This window comes from Vibrio harveyi (genome assembly GCF_030060435.1).
GTDB lineage: Bacteria > Pseudomonadota > Gammaproteobacteria > Enterobacterales > Vibrionaceae > Vibrio > Vibrio harveyi.
Genome location: NZ_CP125875.1, coordinates 1,910,301 through 1,928,295 on the forward strand (window position 1 = coordinate 1,910,301; position 17,995 = coordinate 1,928,295).

The following is a 17,995-nucleotide window of genomic DNA, read 5'->3' on the forward strand; positions in this document are numbered from 1 at the left end:
CTGATAGTCCAACGTGTTGAACACCTTCACTACCAAGTAAAAATTGAAAAAGGCTAGCCAAGCCATTAGTGCTTGGCTAGCACCCCAAACATTTAGGAAAAGAAGTGGATTTTGGGGGACTCCACCCTTAAGGAGTTCAGATTAAGCCGTTGCTTTTTTACCGACTTTAGCGCGGTCACGCATACCAAGAACAATGGTGAGAACAAATGCGGTCAAGAACGCGATCACCATACCCGCGATGTAGTAACCAATCTTATCCGGCGTGATGGAAATGATGCCTGGAAGACCAGCTGCCCCTAATGCCTGAGCTTTCACATTAAACATTGTGATGAACGCACTTGATAACGCCGCAGCGCAAACTGCCGCAATAAATGGGTAACGTAGTTTTAAGTTAACACCAAACATGGCTGGTTCTGTAATACCCAGCAAACCCGTGACACCCGATGGAATCGCAATACCTTTCATCTTCTTATCTTTACTCATCACGCCCACCGCCAACGCTGCTGCGCCTTGAGAAACGTTAGACATTGCCGCAATAGGAAATATAAAGGTGCCGCCCGTCGTCGCAATATCCGCAAGAAGTTGCGTTTCAATCGCAATGAAGCTGTGATGCATACCGGTAATAACAAACGGAGCATAGATAAGACCAAATACCGCACCACCAACAAAGCCAGCTGTGTTGTATAGCCAGTTCAGACCATCACCCAATAGGAAACCGATATCACGCGTGAATGGACCGACGACAGTAAACGTCAATAAACCAGTGATGAAAATCGCAAGTAGCGGCGTTAAAAGGTTATCTAAAACAGAAGGAATAACCTTGCGCAGACCCAACTCAACCTTCGCAAGAATGAATGCCGATACCAAAACCGGTAACACCGAACCTTGGTAGCCCACTTTTTGAATTTCAAAGCCAAGAATATTCCAAACCGGAATGTTGCCAGATACCGCAGCCCCCCCGAAGCCCCATCCGTTAAGTAATTCTGGGTGGACCATCAACATACCTAACGCCGCCCCTAAATAAGGGTTACCGCCAAACTTCTTACTGGCTGAAAATGCCAGCAAAATAGGCAGGTAAACAAACGGAGCATTCGCAAACGTGTTGATCATGTTCGCCAAGTCTGTCAGTCCTGGGTTGGCATCAATCAAAGATTTGCCATCAATAAACAAACCTTGAGCAGTCAATAGGTTATAGATACCCATCAACAAACCGCCAGCGACGATTGCGGGAATGATTGGGACGAAAATATCAGACAGCCCTTTCACCGCGCGCTGAACGATGTTTTGTTTCTCTGCGCCAGCAGACGCAACGTCGTTGGTGGACATTTCACTCATCCCCGTCAACTTCGCCATTTCTGCATAAACTTGGTTTACGATGCCTGATCCAAAAATGATTTGGTACTGACCCGCAACTTTGAACTGCCCTTTTACCCCTTCAAGGCTATCAATCGCTTGTTCATCTATTTTTTGCTCATCTGCAACGGCAAGGCGTAAGCGTGTCGCACAATGCGCAAGTGCGGTGATGTTGCTTTTACCACCTAATAGAGTTAACAACTCTTTTGCTACTGCCGGATAATTCATTTCATACCCCATTGGATTATTATCTGAGCTTGCGAAATTTTCGGGAACGTTTGCAAAACAGATTTTTGCTCAATAAAACCAAATGATCAAAGATAAAGCAGAGAGAATGTGAGAATGATCGTCAAATTCTCTCCCTAAGAGCAGTATAGGAGGTTAGAATCGCTACTTATCAAAGAGATTTTCATCTTCTCTTTGCAAACAATCCCAAAAACGAAAAACAGAATGGATAGGAACAATGGCGAGTCTGCATGATGTCGCCCGTCTGGCTGGCGTATCAAAATCAACAGTGTCACGGGTTATAAACGATGAGTATGGCGTAAAAGAAGCGACAAAACAGAAGGTCCGCCAAGCAGTAGCGGAGTGTGGCTATGTGCCGAACCAAGTCGCTAAAGATCTAAAATCTCAAAAGACCAATCTGGTTGGTGTCATTGTTCCTCGGGTTTCCTCTCATGCCACATCCCAAGGTGTCGATGGATTAACCGATGTCCTTGAAAAAGCTGGGAAACATGTCTTACTTGCTAGCACTCACCAAGCCCACGAAAAAGAACTGGAATACATTCAGATCTTTAACCAAAAACGGGTTGAAGGGATCATTCTTTATGCCACCCACCTCGATTCCAAGCTGGTAAAAGCAATTCAAAACTCAGCCGTCCCAGTTGTGCTCGTCGGTCAAGATGGTTCCATGTTTAATATTCCAAGCATCATTCATGATGACGCACGAGTAGGGTTTGAAGCGGGAAATAGACTGGTTGCAAAAGGTTGCCAAACCATGGGTTTTATTGGTGTGCAAGGTGACGATATCGCGGTAGATAAGCAACGCTCTGAAGGATTTGTTCAAGCTCTGCAACACCATGGTTTTGAGCTCGCCTTCCATGCTCGTGGTGACTTTACAATCGATTCTGGCTATTCATTGGCAAAACAACACTTAACAAAGAACCCTAAGCTAGATGGCTTGTTCTGTGCGACAGACCGTATTGCTATCGGTGCGATGAGAGCGATTCAAGAGCTCGGGTTAACACCGGGTAAAGACGTTTTAGTGCTAGGAGTTGGTGATGATGAGCTCGCATCAGTGTGCACCCCAACCTTATCAACATTTAACTATGCATTTGATAAAGCAGGGGAAAATGGTGCGAAACTGTTACTAGATAGAATTGCCAACAGAAGTTTTGAAATGAGTAAGATGGTACTAACCTTCAAAACAATTGAGCGTCAGTCCTGTTAATGAAAAAGCGCCAACTGAAATCAGTTGGCGCTTTTCTTATTACTCTTTGTCGGTTAGATCCCTTTAGAACCAAGTTTCCATTTGCAGTGCAAACAGAACTTCACCACCATCACCCATCGTTGCAGCGCCCGCATCCTGGCTAATCGAGTAGCCATTCAAGTCTTCGCTCCAATCAACGTAGCTAACAGCAAAACGTAGCTCCGGACGGTCAAAGAAACCTGCTGCGGTAGACATCTTAAGCGTTGGTGCAATTGTCGCTTTGTAAAAACTGCCACTTGCTTTATCAATCGCATTGTCTAGGTCCATGTATTGGTATGAGCCTTCATAAACCATCTCAAAGTTTTGTGTAAACTCTTGCGCTAAGCGGATGTTGAACGATGCCCAAGTAAATTCATCATTTTTAGCAAAGCGATCTTGGCTATGTTCTGCTAGCAACGCAGGTGCTACACGCCAGTTGTCGCCGATGCGTGTTACACCATAACTGAACAAACGTACGGCTTTTGCGTCTTCTAACAAATCACCGTTTGAACCAATGCCTTTAAGTTCCGCACCCAGTCCATCACCCATCAAAATACCGGTTTTAGAGAAGCCTTCACTCATGCCAAAGAAGTTATCGCCATGGTAAGCAAACATCGCATGTAAACCTTTGTCTGCTGCACCTTCTACGCGATCATTGTTATCAGCAGACGTCATGCCGCTCAGCATCAATTGCCAATTACCAAAGCGGTTGTTCATTGTCGCGATATAGTTTTCAACATCAGTTGACGAGCTATCAATCTCACCAAAATCACGACCATAGATCGAGAAGTTTGCTTTCCATGAATCGTTCATTTGGACGTCATACACGCCAGCACCAGTACCAGATAGGAAAACGATATCCGAGTCAAAGAAGTGAATGTCAAAGTTATCACGGTCAAATCGTTTACCTGCCCAAAACGTTGCGTCAGCAAACGCACTTGATTCAGAGAACATGCTCAACTTGTTTAGCTCAGCATATACCTGACGAACGTTTAATTGACTCTCACTCGCTGTCCATTCGTTATTGGTTTCCGTACTATCTGCCAACATGATTCGGAACAATGCGCTGGAACCATCATCTGCAAAGCGTTTGTGAATAAGGTTTGCTTCCACATAATGATCATCCTCAACCCCTAATCGTCCAATTGGCGCGCCAATAGCACCAGCTGCCGTCATGTAAGGACCAGTACCCACTGCACCATTCAGATCATCATTAATGAGCAGCCCGGAACGAGCGTAGCCATGAAACTCAAAGCTTGAGGCTTTCTCATTTGCTTCTGTGGATACTTTTTCTGTCTGTTCAAGTCTCTGTTCTAATTCATTAATTCGCTTTTCAAGAGCGTCAACATCTGTTGTTGCGAATGCAGGTGCTGTAACCAGCCCAAGCGCTACTGCCATCGTCAAAGTGTGTAGTTTCATTTCCATAGTCTCACGTAAATTTATACTTAGGTTATTTGCAAACGTTCCCAAGTAAAATTGCAAACTTATGGTGACTTTAAATACCCATCTAAAGTCTGAATTTCAGAGCGCTCAGACTCAGAGCGTCTCTACCACTTGTATCAATGGGGCGATAATATACAAACTTTTCGGGAACGTTACCGAACAAAAATAATTTTGTTAGCTGTATCACGTCCAGGGGCATTATTTACATAAAAATCATTAACCAGCGCACATTCCATTGATTGAAGCTATATAAACGAAGAATTGGTATAGCGGTGACCAAGCAGAGATAAGAAGATCATCCTATGTTGTCCTCGCCTTCTTAGTAGATTAGAGATGAGATGAGTTAAGAAAAAGCCAGAGTCGACGCTCTGGCTTTGTTGTATTACCTTTTCAAGACCTTGAGTGCGGTTTGATGCTACGACCTGCGTGCTCCCTATTAATTCAGATCACTCCGTTCAGCGAGGACCTCCTTGAACGCAAACATTCCGTTTAATGCCGCAGGAAAACCTGCATAAACCGACATTTGCAGTAAGACTTCTTTTATCTCTTCTGCTGTACACCCAACATTCAATGCTGCATTTAAGTGTACTTTTAACTGCGGCTGACAGTGCCCCAATGCTGTTAATGCCGCAACCGTCGCGATTTCACGCGATTTGATATCCAGTGCAGGTCGCGAGTAAATATCTCCGAACGGGTATTCAATGGTGAACTTGGCTAAGTCCGGACAGATATCTTGCAGACTATCAATAACGTTATGCCCTGCCTCACCATCGATGTCTGAAAGCAGTTTTAATCCTTGATCAAAGCGTGACGATGACATGTTTATGCCCCTTTTGTATGAATCTAGGAACACTCTACAAGTTAGAGTTAACTCTAAGTCAACGAACTTTTCCTTGCTTATACAAATCTATTTTTGCTTCTAGCGCTGCAAGGTGTAGCTTCTGTAACTCTAGGTATTCAGTCAGTTTTTCTTGATGTTTCTCTAGCAATACCTGACGCTCTTCAATCGTGCTCTCGCCTACTTCACGTAAATCTGCGTACTTAAGGATCTCTTCAAGCGGCATCGCGGTGTCTTTCAAACGTTTGACGAACTCGATCCAAGACAAGTCTTTGGCGGTATACATCCTATGTCCACTGGGGGATCTTTGAATATTCTTCAATAAACCAATTTTTTCATAATATCTGAGTGTATGAGGCGACAGTTCAACACGCTTCGAAAACTCACTCATGTTCATGCTCATTTCCCTACTTAAATTGCTTTATACCCAAGTAATCTCAAGGTGCTAGGTTCAGCAAGAATGACTTGGTTTGAAGGCGAGGCAACAATTTGAAGATCTAGTGGTTCTAAATCAAAAATCGTTAACGAAACATACGAACCAAGGCAGCTCGCCCTTCAAAGCACCTGTGCTATAAAGGCACTCAAATTTTCAATAGCTTTAATCATATAGAAAGAAGCGATGATCCAACAAATTAGGTAGCCTAAACTCAACCTTCTTGATGAAAACGCCAAGTAACAAGACATTGAAAACCATACCGTAGGACTCGACATGGAACGTCAAAAGCATCGGATATCAATTTGTTTGACCGCTAGCGTTACCGCACTGGTCTGTATTCTACTTCTACCGCTATCGGACAACATGAAGCTGTTTTCAATCTTAGCCGTAGAGAGCATCATTGCGTTCAGCTACTACCGGAAGCAAAGCGTTTCAAAACCAAAAGAATAATCTGGCTTATACGACTTATACCATTGCGATCTACACAAAAAAGGCGCTGTATATACAGCGCCTTAACTCTTTATGCGATCTTATCCGTTATGGTTTAAACCGTTGGGATAGATGCACGCCATGCTTGGTTTTGACTATCAGCAATTGAGCGGAACAGTTCACGCAACTCTTTTAGCAACCCTTCTTGGAAGCCGACGTTTTCGTCTGCTTTCTGTTTAGATGCTTGTGCGCGTGTCGCTAGAACTTCGTCTTCTTTACTACGAGCCTGAGCTTTGGTTTGCTCTACGTTTGACGCAGAGTTTGCCATTTGAGTCAGAGCTTGAATGACTGAGTTCGTCGCTTGGTTGTTGCCCATTTGCTTATCAAACTTACGTCCGTAAGCCGTGGTATCCGCTTTGATATGATCCATATCGGTACGAATCATATTTGCTTCGCGGTGCATTTCCCCACGTTTTGCTTTCGCGCCTTCAAAACCTTTGGTGTTTTTGATCTCAGCCATTTTGGCATCTAAGTTCGCTTGTTGTCCCTTAAATGCTTTGTTACCAGCGGCTTCTTGTTTGATCTTCTTACCTGCTTTCATTGAGCCAACTGCGCCCATGATTGCGGTAACACCCGCCATAACACCAGAGATAACCGCCATTGCGATCATCGCTTTGGCTGAGTTGTTAAGCTCTTGTGCTTGGCTCTTAAGGCTTGCTACGTTTGCTTCAACAGCAATTTCACGTTGCAGTACTTGCTGCTCACGGCTTAGCTTAGACACTTGATAAAGCAGCGTAAGCAGAGACAGTGATTGTGAAATTGCGTCCGATGGAGATTTAATGACCTGCTCACCGTTTAGGGCTTTTTCTGTTGTCTGCATTAGCAGATTCACAGTTGGCGCCAATGCGCTCATCAGCTTTTCAACTACTCGAGCTTGATCGCCGATTGCAGGTGCTTTTGGACCATCCAATTGGTAATGTTTAGGACCTGATACTGCTGCCTCGCTGTTACCACGGATTGCCGCAGCTTCCGTTTTTGTCTCAGGCGCTTTTTCAGCCTTAGTGGTTTTACCTAGCTCGCCCAAACCGTAAAGATCTGCACGTCCAGTATTGCCAATTTTATCTAACATAAACGCTCCTTAAACCGTCGCTGGACGGCTCATCACCGCTTGCATCGTTTCGCCTTTCGCCTGAATCATCTGCATGATGACACTCATCAGCTCTTGGAAGTCTTCCATCAGCTTAGCGATCTCTTCTTTAAGCTTGTCGATAACCGCTTGGCTAAGGGTCATCTTCGCTCGCAAGTCAGTGATATCCGATTGGATATTAGTAACTTTCGCGTTATTAGAAGCATGAACCGCATCAGTGGTCCCCTTACCAACATTGACAGCAAGGTCGACGGTTTCTGCACCAAAACGGATTGCTTTCGCAGTCGTAGTCGCAGCTTTAGAGCCCATATCTGCGATCTTCGCCATGTTCGCTGCTGCTTTGGTCGCAATATCAGTGACTTTCTGTGCAATCTTACCTGCACTCTTCGCCGCCAATTTCGCGATACCACCTGCAGCGGCGCCGCCAAAGGTGACGATTGCCCCGATAACTGCTACGGCAATCTCTAGAGCCATCACGACCTTGTTGAGAGCATCGACATTAATGCCAGCCTCTTTCATCGCGTCTTGTACAGCTGGCTCTTGTAGAACCATGCTAACCGCGCCCATCACGCCGCCGGCAATCATTAATGCGCCTGCTGCCGCACCAACACCAGTAGCCACCATGATGGCACCAACGACAATAGAGACAACAGCACTGATCCAACCGAAGATCTTAGAGGCTAAGCCTGACTTCTGAGCTTCTTTTGCCGCAGCTTCAGACTCTTTGATCTTCTCTTGGTTTTCTGCCATTTCTTGCTCGTGCTTCGCTTTCGCTACTTTCACTTCCTGAATTTTAAGCTCGTTTTGAGCGCTCTTCAGTTTGTCTGTGATTGCAGCCAGCTCTACTTCAAAATCATCCGCAGAACCTGCGATGATTCTCACTGCTAGCGAGCCCGTATTGTCGGCAACCGCATGCAAAACCTTGGCAATCGAGTCTACGATTTTTTGTAGCTGAGCCATGGCTTTCAGCGTAAGTTCATTAACCTTATCGCTTACTGCGGCATTAGGTGCATCAAGCTGAACTTTAACTTTACCAGTGTTCAATGCTTCAGCATCTTTACCTTTTACGTTTTCAACGGTTACAGAAGGTGACGCATGAGATGCGGTCTTCGTTACCTTGTCTAACGTAGTTTGGCCAGAATCAGGTGTGTATACCTGACTCTGAGTGCGGTCAAGTGCAATAGAATTCATATTCTAGTTACTCCTTTTGTTTCTCACCGCTTCTAACATGATGTCTGCTCGTTGATGCAAGTCTGCATACTCTGATTTCCCGGCAGACATCTCCTTCGCGCTGTAAAACCCACTCTCTGCTTCTGTCAATTGCTCAAGCTTAAGGTGACATTCTGCAGAGTGGAAAGGTGGGCGTGGATCATTAATATCCACAAGCGCAGCGTAGCTGTAGGCATCAATCGCCTGCAGGTACTCACCCAGTTCCTGACGAGCGGCTCCCAAACCAATGAAAAAGCGCGCTTGGTAATGATCAAGCATGCTAAGTAGTTGGAAAACCTTAGCGGCTTGCTCTACCTTGCCTGATTGGAAAAAGTTGTATCCAACCGCATAAATGTGCTCGATAGTATCTGCCGATACGTCGTGCAGCATTTTTAACGTACCCCCATCCTCTAGAAACGAAAGTAGTTCCTCTGCTTGCATTTGAGATGGGTCAGTTGCCGCGTTTTGTGTAGTCATGGTTGTTTATCCTTAAATCGCTCGTAGGATTTCTTGTAAAATACTGTGGTACTTCTGAACAAACTTGTTCATAGCTTCAACGGTAGAGTTGTATTGAGAACTGGTGTCGTTCAGCTCAGTGGTTTTGATTTGCACTTCATCGTTAAGCAACTTGGATTTATCACTGACAGAACTAGAGAAATCAGACAATTTTTTGGATTTCTCGCCATTTTGATAATTCTCATCTTTTGCATCAATTCCCTCATACTTCAAAAACATACGGTGCGTAACCGATAGTACGTCTTCAGTTGAAGGTTTAATTCCACCGGAAGGGTCTCGGAATTCTGGTTTGATGTATTTCTCAACATTTTCTTTAGTAAAAACAAATTGAGAAATTGATCCAAATTGAAACTTGACGACACTATTCAGATCAACGTTGTCTCTGCTTATTGCATCAAAATCGATATATCGTCGATCTAAAAACACATCCTTGCCTGGTCCAGGTTGCTCCAAACCTCTACTGCTACGAAAAACGTCACTTAGATGTTTAAACTCAGGTGACTTATGAAATTCTTCTGGAGTACTGTAGTTAAAACTGGTGTGGTTAAATTTATAACTTTCAGGGTTGTAACCTTCACCATAAGTACCGCTTCCACTTTGCTTGATATGTATCTGAGACTGTACTTCACCAAAGATTTTTAGCCTTGCTGTATAAGACTGAAGTTCCTCTTTTTGCTGATCTCGTTTTTCAAGTCGGTTAACGCGACGTTCGTTTAAGGCAAACAGCACACGCTCATCAAAGCGATCACCAATGCTGGATTCAATCACAGACAGTAAATCGCGAGCAGTCAGAGAGTGTTCCGCTTTAACATCAGCGTGCTCTTTCCCGTCAGCTCCTGTGGTTATCTTCTTTTCTTCTTCTGAGATTTTGCTCAAGCGCGTATTTAACTTGCTAAGGTTCTCCATCATTTTTTGATGACGCGTAATGAAATCAGTACCAATGTCTTTTCTGGCAACAATCTTCTCAAATAGCAGGTTTATGTCTCGTGCAGTATTTTGTTTGATTAGATCAACCTGATCTTGCGTCGCTTGGTATTTCTGTACCTTATGGAGGTTACCGTAAAAAGTATCGACTTGCTTGTTCACAAGGCTTACCGCAATGCTAGAAAACAAACTCGAAAGTGTTATCGCATTTGGGGAGTTCTTGAGGTTTGCTACCACGGCATTAAGCACGTTTTGCAGTTGACCAACCTGTCCTGCCCCGTATTCGTTTTCGTACTGACCTTTCACTTGTTTTGCTAGGTCATTTAATGCACCGGTAAGCTCTTGCTTGGATATACCTGGAATCCAAGCAATCTTATCTGCCAAAGCCTTAGCATCACTGTTACTTAACGTGATGCCTACGCTGTCCAAAGAAGTAACCAGTTGAGCTGTAACCGCTGCACTGAAGCTTTCTTGCGTTAGCAAGTAGTCCGAGTTCTTGAGCCCGTTGATGTCTACCGAGCCTAGATTACGAAAGGCATTGCGCAAAAATGAAATCGCACTATCACGGACTTCGCTAGAGCTCATTTGCTGCGCAAGAGCGTCTACAAATTTGCTGATCTCTGCTGTCGCGGCTGTAAGCGCACTCGCATCTAAGGCTGCAATTTGCTGCGCTTGGGTGCTTTGGCTGCCTAAACGAAACTCATTGATAAAATCTGTTGGAAGCGAGCTGTCGACCGTATCTTTTAATTGCTTATCGAACCAAGACTGGAATTGATGCGCGAGCGTGTTGTTTATGCCAGTCACTAGGTCTTGAGGCGCAATCTGACCATTCACCGCTTGGTGTTGCAGTGACTGCATCCAATGCGCAGCAGTCTCAGCGGCAGCAGTCCCCGTAAAGGCGGCTTGCTTTTCTAGCAGCGTGCGTAATGAATCTGCATATAGGTCCAAACTTTCTTGTTCGGTGCGCCCAACTACCATTGGTAATTGGCGAATCAAAGACTCTAATTGAGCTGCATCGGAATCGCCTAGAATTGGAGAAAGAGTCTCTACCAAACGCTGCTGGAAAGAGGCTTGAGAGTCACGATTCGTTGCTGTATTTAGAACTCCAGATACAGAGTTCATGGTTGTCATATCCGTCATTTAGAAACCTCTAGATCACCATGCCACGCATCATTGTTGGTCGCTTGCGCCTAGAGCCTTTGGTACTCGTGGCTTGCACTTGATGCTGTTGTTGTCTGCGGCGTTGTACTTCTTCAAGCAGTTCATGCTCTGCTTGTTTCATCAATTGGGGCGAAGCATTTAACCCGTCGAGCAGAATATTGCCTGCTACTGGACCAACGCCTAATCCTTCAAGTAATTCATTGAAGACATCAGTTCTATCTTCCGCATTACGGATAGCAAGTTCTGATTTTTCAATGGTTTCGGTAAAGGGTTGCTTCATCTTGATACCTATCTTAAAGCGAAGCATCTCTTGGATGCTGTCAGTAACAGTCGAGAGTTTTTACTTTTTTCTCTTTTTAAGTGGGCGGTAATCACTGAGGCGCAAGAAGTACCAATCTTCTTGTTCATCGTGGCTCGCCCCACAGGCTTTTAAATAGAACTGCGCTAACCTTTGGCTACTCATATTGCTGCCTCGCAATACGTCAACGTTGCCGCGAATGCTCCAATCGGGTGGGTATAATCGGATCGCGTGTTCTGCGAGCAAAAACAGTGCAGAGAAAGGATTGCTCAAACCTTGATTAGGGCTGATTCTTCGCAGCAGTACGATGATGATTTCACCTTCTTCCACTCGGAATACCAGTTCCATACCGTCGAACTCGTATCGTTGCCCGAGCAAGATGGTGCTTTTCTGCCAAAAGTAAGGCGTCACTTCGATTCCTGACGCCATTAAAGACTGAGCGAGTTCACACGCCATTACATTCCTACCCTTCCCAGCGGTTGAATATTGATTTGCTGAGTCAGTTCTTGGAACGACAACACTGGCAGTTCGTAGTATTCAGATTCAATCAATTTACGTACGTAACGACGCACATCCATCGACACCACCAGCACAGGTTTATTTGGCATGCGACTCAAATCACCGATAGTTTGCTTAACGTCGCTGACAAACTGTTGAGTCACAGAAGGGTCAAGCGCTAAGTAGCTGCCCGCTGAAGTCTGGCGAATACCGTTACGGATCGTATCTTCCAAGCTCTGATCCAACAGATACGCAGGCAGCATATTTTGACCGCTGGCGTACTTGTAACAGATGTAGCGTTTCAAGCTGGAACGGATGTATTCCGTCAGTTGAACCACGTCTTTCTCTTTTTGTCCCCACTCAACCATTGCTTCTAAGATCACACGTAAGTTACGAATAGAAATATCTTCAGAAACGAGGCGTTGCAGGATTTCCGTCATCTTTTGTAGAGGCACAATACGTTGCGCTTCTTTCACTAATTCGGAGTAGCTGCCTTCCATTTGTTCAAGCAAGTAACGGGTCTCTTGAATACCGATAAAGTCTTGCGCGTACTCTTTCAGTACGTGAGACAGGTGGTAAGTCAGAATGCGGTCGGGAGTCAAAAAGCCCACATGGCTGTTTTGCAGTTTTTCTCGGTGACTGTGGTCAACCCAAATACTTACAATGCCCGGCAGAAAGTCGTCATCGCTTTCGTAAGGCACACCCAGTAAATCGATCTGCTCATTGCCCTCTGTCACCAGCAATTTTTCGCTTTCAATTCGACCGCGAGCAACTGGTACTTCTTGCAATTGAATCAGGTATTCACCATTGCTCATCCCTTCATTAAATCGCAAGTGAATACCCGGGAATGGCACACCTAGATCGAGGTACAGCGCGCGTCTGACTCGTGCGAGTTCATCATTTAATGCCACAGCTTCTAGGCTCTCTTGTAAGCGAGAATCCAAGTCGATGAGCAGCGGTACCGTCATCGCAAACTCTTCTTGCTCGCCCAATTTACCTTTGCTGTTGCGAGAAGGAGTTGGTTTATTCGGTTTGGCGGCTGGTGAGCCCGCCCCTTGGGCGACAAAACTAGGCAGATCAGAACTGTCAGATTCGCTTTGCTTTCTCTGTTGATAGAACAAGAAGAAACCACCACCGCCTACAACAACGGCAAGCACAAGGAAAGTGATTTTCGGGAAGCCTGGAATGAGTGCAAACAGCACCAATAGGACACCACCAATCAATAAAGCTCTTGGTTGCGCGGTAACCTGACCACCGATATCTGAACCTAGGTCAGAGGAATCTTCATTTGAAACACGTGTAACGATAATACCGGCCGTAATAGCGATAAACAGCGCCGGAATCTGCGATACCAGGCCATCACCGACGGTCAAAATAGCAAACAGTTCAAGCGCTTCAGACGCAGACATGCCCTTTTGAGTCACACCAATGGTCACACCGCCCAGAATGTTCACCACGATGATCACCAGACCGGCAATGGAGTCCCCTTTTACGAACTTCATTGCACCGTCCATCGAACCGTACATTTGGCTTTCTTTTTCGATCAATGAACGACGATGACGCGCCTCATGAACGTCGATCACCCCAGCACGCATATCGCCGTCGATACTCATTTGCTTACCCGGCATCGCATCAAGGGAGAATCGAGCACTGACTTCCGCAACCCTTTCAGAACCTTTGGTGATCACCATAAACTGAACGATGGTGATGATCAGGAACACCACGATACCCACGACCAAGTTACCGCCAACTACGAAGTTACCGAAGGTATAAACGATCTGACCGGCGTCGCCTTGCAGAAGGATAAGTCGCGTTGTCGTAATAGAAAGTGACAAGCGAAACAGCGTTGTAATCAAAAGAACCGCCGGGAATGCAGAGAATTCCAGCGGTGAGGTAATGTAGATAGCAAGCATCAAAAGGACGACCGCTATACTCATGTTGGTACCGATTAGTACATCCACCAATGCCGTCGGTAAAGGCAAAATCATCATAAAGACGATCGCCAATAGCATCACGGCGAGCATGATGTCTTTGCGTTGTCCAACTTTGTTTAGAATATCGATCAACTTATTCATTTGATTCACTATTTAGAGATTTCAGATAACGTCGATGAGCACGGCGTGCCCCCTCAACATCATTTTGTTTCCAGCGCGCTTGGCTGAGACAAAACCATAAGCCCGCTTTATTTGAGTTGTTTGCTTCCAATAAGCTTTCGCACAGCTCGATTGAACGTGTGTAACGACCAGAATTCAGGCATGCCACCGCCAGTGTTTGGCGAGCTTCTTGATGGTCTGGTTCGATTTCCAACAACGCGTCCAGCAACGTGATCGCCTGTTCGGGCTTTTGATATTGAACTTGGAGTGCTGCGTGGATAAGCAATAGCTCCACATCTTTTGTTTGCAACATGGGGCTTAAACCTGAATCAGTAGATTCAACGCCATGGTGAGATAACGTTGGTCTAATTGCGTGTTTTGCAGCGTTTCCACCGCTTGGGAAAGCGCATGGGAACCGTTTTGCTGTGCCAATTCCTGAAGTCGCTGCTGAGTCGTATCAAACTGCTGACGATACTTGTCTGGGCGAAGTAGCTCTGAATGGGTAAGCTTTGGCTTGGCGAGCGACATCAAGTACTGCTCAGATGGGCGAAGCTCATACAGTTTCTCTAAGTGCGTCGCGATGGCTTGACCATCAGGCAACAGTTGAAAGCGCTGTGGGAAATCGTTTTCAACTTGCTCAAGAGAGACATGAGTAAAGCCTTCAATACCAACGTTTAACGTACTAATTCTACTCATGAATTCGCCACATCATTGTGTAAGCGAACCAAGAGCGCGAATGCTTGTTCGATGGTTGGCAATGTCACTTCATCACCTTCAATTTGCGCAGAGAAAACCAGCGTCTGTTCATCGAGCAATCCGGTTTTAATGGTAAATGGCCAACCTTGCCCTGCATGGCAAAAGCTCAGTGCCTTCTTGATCGGCTCATTAGATTGATGCCACGGCAGCGCTTTCGCCAACATAAGAAACAAACAGTCCTGATGCTTCTCAAGGTGCAAAGTACCGCTCTGTTCAAAGCTCAACTGAACACGTCCTGCTGACGAGAAATCTACAGCGTCAAGCCCCATTCCTCGGCAAAAATCATCCACTGACGCATCAATCCAATTCATCGTCCCACATTTCCTCTTCTTCTAAATCAATCGCTTCATCAAGCGCTTTTTGCACGGCTTGTATTAGGTTTTGTCGCTGTTCTTCATCGTTAAACACATCAATTGGGATATGCCGAACCAGTTTATGCAGCTCTCTGAAAAAGCTAATTTTTCGCTCGGTGGATTCCAATTCCATGGCATTCGCTAAGTTCCAGATCTCTTCACTGCCCACCCAGCGCTGCTCAACCAAAGCAATGACATCTGACATCAAATCAGTAACTTGATAAGCCATGGCTTGCCTGCTGAGGTTTAAACATCTGATAGAGATTGCCAACTTGGTCTTGAAGGGTGTTCAGCGTTTTAAGCTTTTGCATATCTGACATCAAAAGCTGCAACTTAACTGAGTCGATATTGCTACCTTGAACGCTTAAGTCAGCACTCATGCCTTGCAACATAAAGTCGACCGCCGTAGACACCTCTTTTTCACCAAAGCGCTCAACCACATCCTTGTATGCTGAGCCTAAACCTTGGTAGCTATGTACGGTGTCGCGATAGAAACCACGCAGTTGGTGCAAACTGCTGAAGCCTTGTTCTTGGCTGTATTCGTCCGCAAAACTGGATACGCGAATTTCAGTATCAATTTGAGACCATGAATCTGGGTTTTGCTCAAAGTTCAGAAGGGCTTGGTCGATCAGCGCCAGTAGGTTCTTACTTTCTGGGTTAGCGCCAAGAAACTTTTTCACCGCTTTTAATGCAAGGTACTGGTGGCTTTTCTCTTCAGAAAAACCATTAAGGTACGCTTGTAACTGGGCAATTGTTGATAAGTTGCCACTTGCCATTTTGGCAGCAAGGTCTTTGATCTTTTGGTTCTTCTCAAGATCAGGCACTTTTCTTAGGTAATCAGAAACCAACTCGTGGGCTTCATTAACGCGAATACCGCCATCTTTCACTTTGCGTTTGGTCAGATCTTTTTCCGCTTTTTCTGAGCCTAATGACGTCAGCTCTTCCATCGCGTCAAACAGTGATTGAGTAGCATTGTGTACACGGACAGTTTCGCCTCGATAGTTGCCACCAATTGACTCCCCAGAACGTGAAGACTCAAGACCGCTTCGAATTGGCGTGTCAAACTTGTTACCCGTTGTAATTTGATTATTGATAATACTCATTCACTTGCACTCCTTTCGTACAATATGAGCGAATTATAAGAATTGCATTTGCAACGGGCTGTCAAAATCAGACGTGTTTTTTTAGGGCGTTTTAAGTTTTCTAAAAACTCCCGACCAATAGTCACTATAAATACTGCACCATCCTTTTTATTCTCTCAGCATCAGTTATTGCGCATGTTTTCCTAAATTGAACGACTTCTCATACATCACCGAAACCCAACAATCTGCAATCAAACAGACACGTTTGATCCAAATCCGCGGTCGAGTTACTCAAGTTACCGGCACCATCATCAAAGCCGTGGTGCCAGGTGTACGTGTCGGTGAACTTTGTGAGTTGCGTAACCCGGATCAAACCTTGTCACTGCTAGCGGAAGTGGTTGGCTTTCAACAACATCACGCGTTACTCACCCCACTTGGCAACATGTTTGGTATTTCCTCCAATACCGAAGTAAGCCCGCTTGGGAAGATGCACGAAGTGGGTGTTGGCGCTCACCTGTTAGGGAAGATTCTGGATGGTCTGGGGCGACCGTTTGATGGCACCCAAAGCAAAGAGCCGAGTGCTTGGTATCCGGTTTACAGAGACGCGCCGCCGCCGATGCAGAGAAAACTGATCGAGAAACCCATTTCCATGGGGGTTCGTTCGATAGACGGATTGCTCACCTGTGGCGAAGGACAAAGGATGGGTATTTTTGCGGCAGCAGGCGGTGGTAAAAGTACCCTACTCGCGAAACTTATTCGCTCTGCCGATGTTGATGTAACGGTCCTCGCCCTTATCGGTGAAAGGGGTCGTGAGGTAAGAGAATTTATCGAGCACGACCTTGGTGAAGAAGGCATGGCAAGGTCAGTATTGGTTGTTGCGACCTCCGACAGACCAGCAATGGAACGTGCCAAAGCTGCGTTTGTCGCGACCTCTATCGCGGAGTACTTCCGAGACCAAGGTAAACGTGTCTTGCTGCTTATGGATTCAGTGACGCGTTTTGCCCGAGCTCAGCGTGAGATTGGCTTGGCTGCTGGTGAACCACCAACACGACGAGGCTATCCGCCCTCTGTTTTCGCTGCACTACCAAAACTGATGGAACGTGCGGGTCAATCAGATAAAGGTTCCATTACCGCGCTGTATACCGTGCTTGTAGAAGGTGACGATATGACAGAGCCAGTTGCCGATGAGACTCGCTCGATACTGGATGGTCACATCATTCTTTCTCGCAAACTGGCAGCGATGAACCACTACCCAGCTATCGATGTACTTCGCTCCGCGAGCCGTGTGATGAACCAAATCGTGGACAAAACGCATCAAGCGTCGGCAGCTCATATGCGTGAAATGTTGGCAAAATATGAAGAAGTGGAACTGCTGATCAAAATTGGTGAATACCAACATGGTGCTGACAGCCGCGCGGATATGGCAATTGCACAAGGTGATGATATCCGAGCGTTTTTGCGCCAAGGCACACACGAACCAAGTGAACTCTACGAAACCGTGACTCAGTTACGAGGACTGGCGGGCTTATGATCGAGCAGTTACTAGAGATAAAAAAGATTCGAGCTGATCGAGCAGACAGTGCCGTTCAGCAGCAAGAGTATCGAGTCAATAGTGCGCTTTCTTTATTGCGAAAAGCCGAGCAGTCCGTGGTCGATTATCACCAATGGCGAAAAGAGGAAGAAGAGCGACGGTTTGCCAAAGCGAAGCAGAAAACGGTGGTACTAAAAGAGCTTGAAATATTACGCCAAGAAATCGCGCTATTAAGGGAGAGAGAAGCAGATTTAAAACAACGTGCCGCAGAGGCAAAAAAAGCATTAGAACAAGAAAACCAACGGCTTAAAGAAAGAAAACAAGAAGCCCTTGCCGCTCATAAAACAAAAGAAAAATTCATTCAGCTAAACGAACAAGAAATTGCTGAACAAATGCGTCAAGTGCAGTACCAAGAAGAGCTCGAACAGGAAGAGTTTCGTAGCGTCGTTGTTTCATAGAA

Annotated in this window: 20 protein-coding genes; 4 read left to right on the forward strand and 16 right to left on the reverse strand. The window is 45.6% G+C overall.

The features are described 5' to 3' along the window. Positions 1-141: 141 nt before the first annotated feature. Complete coding sequence (locus tag QMY49_RS09115) at positions 142-1,581, reverse strand: sucrose-specific PTS transporter subunit IIBC (protein ID WP_005450218.1); 1,440 nt, start codon at positions 1,579-1,581, stop codon at positions 142-144. 235 nt (positions 1,582-1,816) lie between these two features. On the opposite strand from QMY49_RS09115, the gene QMY49_RS09120 reads away from it, so the two are divergent. Beyond that, positions 1,817-2,803 (forward strand): LacI family DNA-binding transcriptional regulator, encoded by a 987-nt coding sequence (locus QMY49_RS09120; protein WP_009698245.1) that lies wholly within the window; start codon positions 1,817-1,819, stop codon positions 2,801-2,803. A gap of 63 nt (positions 2,804-2,866) precedes the next feature. On the opposite strand, the gene QMY49_RS09125 is transcribed toward QMY49_RS09120, so the two are convergent. The 3 genes from QMY49_RS09125 to QMY49_RS09135 form a co-directional block, all read right to left on the reverse strand. Then, entirely contained in the window at positions 2,867-4,240 is a 1,374-nt protein-coding gene (locus QMY49_RS09125) for a carbohydrate porin (RefSeq protein WP_009698246.1), read from the reverse strand. Between the two features lie 460 nt (positions 4,241-4,700). Next, positions 4,701-5,084, reverse strand: a complete 384-nt coding sequence (locus QMY49_RS09130; RefSeq protein WP_009698247.1) for a carboxymuconolactone decarboxylase family protein — start codon at positions 5,082-5,084, stop codon at positions 4,701-4,703. Positions 5,085-5,142: 58 nt separating this feature from the next. Further along, positions 5,143-5,499: a MerR family transcriptional regulator gene (locus QMY49_RS09135; protein ID WP_274790831.1), complete on the reverse strand. Its 357-nt coding sequence runs from the start codon at positions 5,497-5,499 to the stop codon at positions 5,143-5,145. A 312-nt stretch (positions 5,500-5,811) separates the two neighbouring features. Here QMY49_RS09135 and QMY49_RS09140 point away from each other — a divergent pair, with 312 nt between their 5' ends. Further along, on the forward strand, positions 5,812-5,988 hold the full coding sequence (locus QMY49_RS09140) for a hypothetical protein (protein ID WP_172458612.1): 177 nt from the start codon (positions 5,812-5,814) through the stop codon (positions 5,986-5,988). A gap of 94 nt (positions 5,989-6,082) precedes the next feature. Here QMY49_RS09140 and vopD read toward each other — a convergent pair whose 3' ends face one another. The 12 genes from vopD to sctW are packed head-to-tail and all read right to left on the reverse strand — an operon-like array spanning position 6,083 to position 16,025. Further along, a complete protein-coding gene (gene vopD / locus QMY49_RS09145; RefSeq protein WP_005450225.1) occupies positions 6,083-7,096 on the reverse strand; it encodes a type III secretion system translocon subunit VopD in 1,014 nt (337 codons plus the stop codon). A gap of 9 nt (positions 7,097-7,105) precedes the next feature. Then, on the reverse strand, positions 7,106-8,305 hold the full coding sequence (gene vopB, locus QMY49_RS09150) for a type III secretion system translocon subunit VopB (RefSeq protein ID WP_009698249.1): 1,200 nt from the start codon (positions 8,303-8,305) through the stop codon (positions 7,106-7,108). A 3-nt stretch (positions 8,306-8,308) separates the two neighbouring features. Then, entirely contained in the window at positions 8,309-8,800 is a 492-nt protein-coding gene (gene vcrH, locus QMY49_RS09155; RefSeq protein WP_005450229.1) for a SycD/LcrH family type III secretion system chaperone VcrH, read from the reverse strand. Positions 8,801-8,812: 12 nt separating this feature from the next. Beyond that, entirely contained in the window at positions 8,813-10,903 is a 2,091-nt protein-coding gene (locus QMY49_RS09160; protein WP_283311150.1) for a virulence-associated V antigen, read from the reverse strand. Between the two features lie 10 nt (positions 10,904-10,913). Then, positions 10,914-11,204 carry an LcrG family type III secretion system chaperone gene (locus tag QMY49_RS09165; protein ID WP_005441819.1) on the reverse strand — a complete coding sequence of 97 codons (291 nt, stop codon included), beginning with the start codon at positions 11,202-11,204 and terminating at the stop codon, positions 10,914-10,916. Positions 11,205-11,264: 60 nt separating this feature from the next. After that, positions 11,265-11,678 (reverse strand): LcrR family type III secretion system chaperone, encoded by a 414-nt coding sequence (locus QMY49_RS09170; RefSeq protein ID WP_283311151.1) that lies wholly within the window; start codon positions 11,676-11,678, stop codon positions 11,265-11,267. Further along, positions 11,678-13,804 (reverse strand): SctV family type III secretion system export apparatus subunit VcrD, encoded by a 2,127-nt coding sequence (gene vcrD, locus QMY49_RS09175; protein WP_155771760.1) that lies wholly within the window; start codon positions 13,802-13,804, stop codon positions 11,678-11,680. The genes QMY49_RS09170 and vcrD overlap by 1 nt, the downstream gene beginning before the upstream one ends. Continuing rightward, entirely contained in the window at positions 13,788-14,126 is a 339-nt protein-coding gene (gene vscY, locus QMY49_RS09180; RefSeq protein ID WP_009698254.1) for a type III secretion system chaperone VscY, read from the reverse strand. The genes vcrD and vscY overlap by 17 nt, the downstream gene beginning before the upstream one ends. Positions 14,127-14,131: 5 nt before the next feature. Next, positions 14,132-14,509, reverse strand: coding sequence for a type III secretion system protein VscX (gene vscX, locus QMY49_RS09185; RefSeq protein ID WP_005441811.1), 378 nt, complete (start codon positions 14,507-14,509; stop codon positions 14,132-14,134). Further along, on the reverse strand, positions 14,506-14,880 hold the full coding sequence (sycN, locus tag QMY49_RS09190) for a type III secretion chaperone SycN (RefSeq protein WP_005441809.1): 375 nt from the start codon (positions 14,878-14,880) through the stop codon (positions 14,506-14,508). Before sycN ends, vscX begins: the two co-directional genes overlap by 4 nt. Beyond that, entirely contained in the window at positions 14,867-15,151 is a 285-nt protein-coding gene (locus QMY49_RS09195; protein WP_005441806.1) for a TyeA family type III secretion system gatekeeper subunit, read from the reverse strand. Before QMY49_RS09195 ends, sycN begins: the two co-directional genes overlap by 14 nt. After that, positions 15,132-16,025 carry a type III secretion system gatekeeper subunit SctW gene (gene sctW, locus QMY49_RS09200; RefSeq protein WP_005441804.1) on the reverse strand — a complete coding sequence of 298 codons (894 nt, stop codon included), beginning with the start codon at positions 16,023-16,025 and terminating at the stop codon, positions 15,132-15,134. The genes QMY49_RS09195 and sctW overlap by 20 nt, the downstream gene beginning before the upstream one ends. A 187-nt stretch (positions 16,026-16,212) precedes the next feature. Here sctW and vscN point away from each other — a divergent pair, with 187 nt between their 5' ends. Beyond that, positions 16,213-17,535 carry a SctN family type III secretion system ATPase VscN gene (vscN, locus tag QMY49_RS09205; protein WP_283311153.1) on the forward strand — a complete coding sequence of 441 codons (1,323 nt, stop codon included), beginning with the start codon at positions 16,213-16,215 and terminating at the stop codon, positions 17,533-17,535. Continuing rightward, complete coding sequence (locus QMY49_RS09210; protein ID WP_005441793.1) at positions 17,532-17,993, forward strand: type III secretion protein; 462 nt, start codon at positions 17,532-17,534, stop codon at positions 17,991-17,993. The genes vscN and QMY49_RS09210 overlap by 4 nt, the downstream gene beginning before the upstream one ends. Positions 17,994-17,995: the final 2 nt, after the last annotated feature.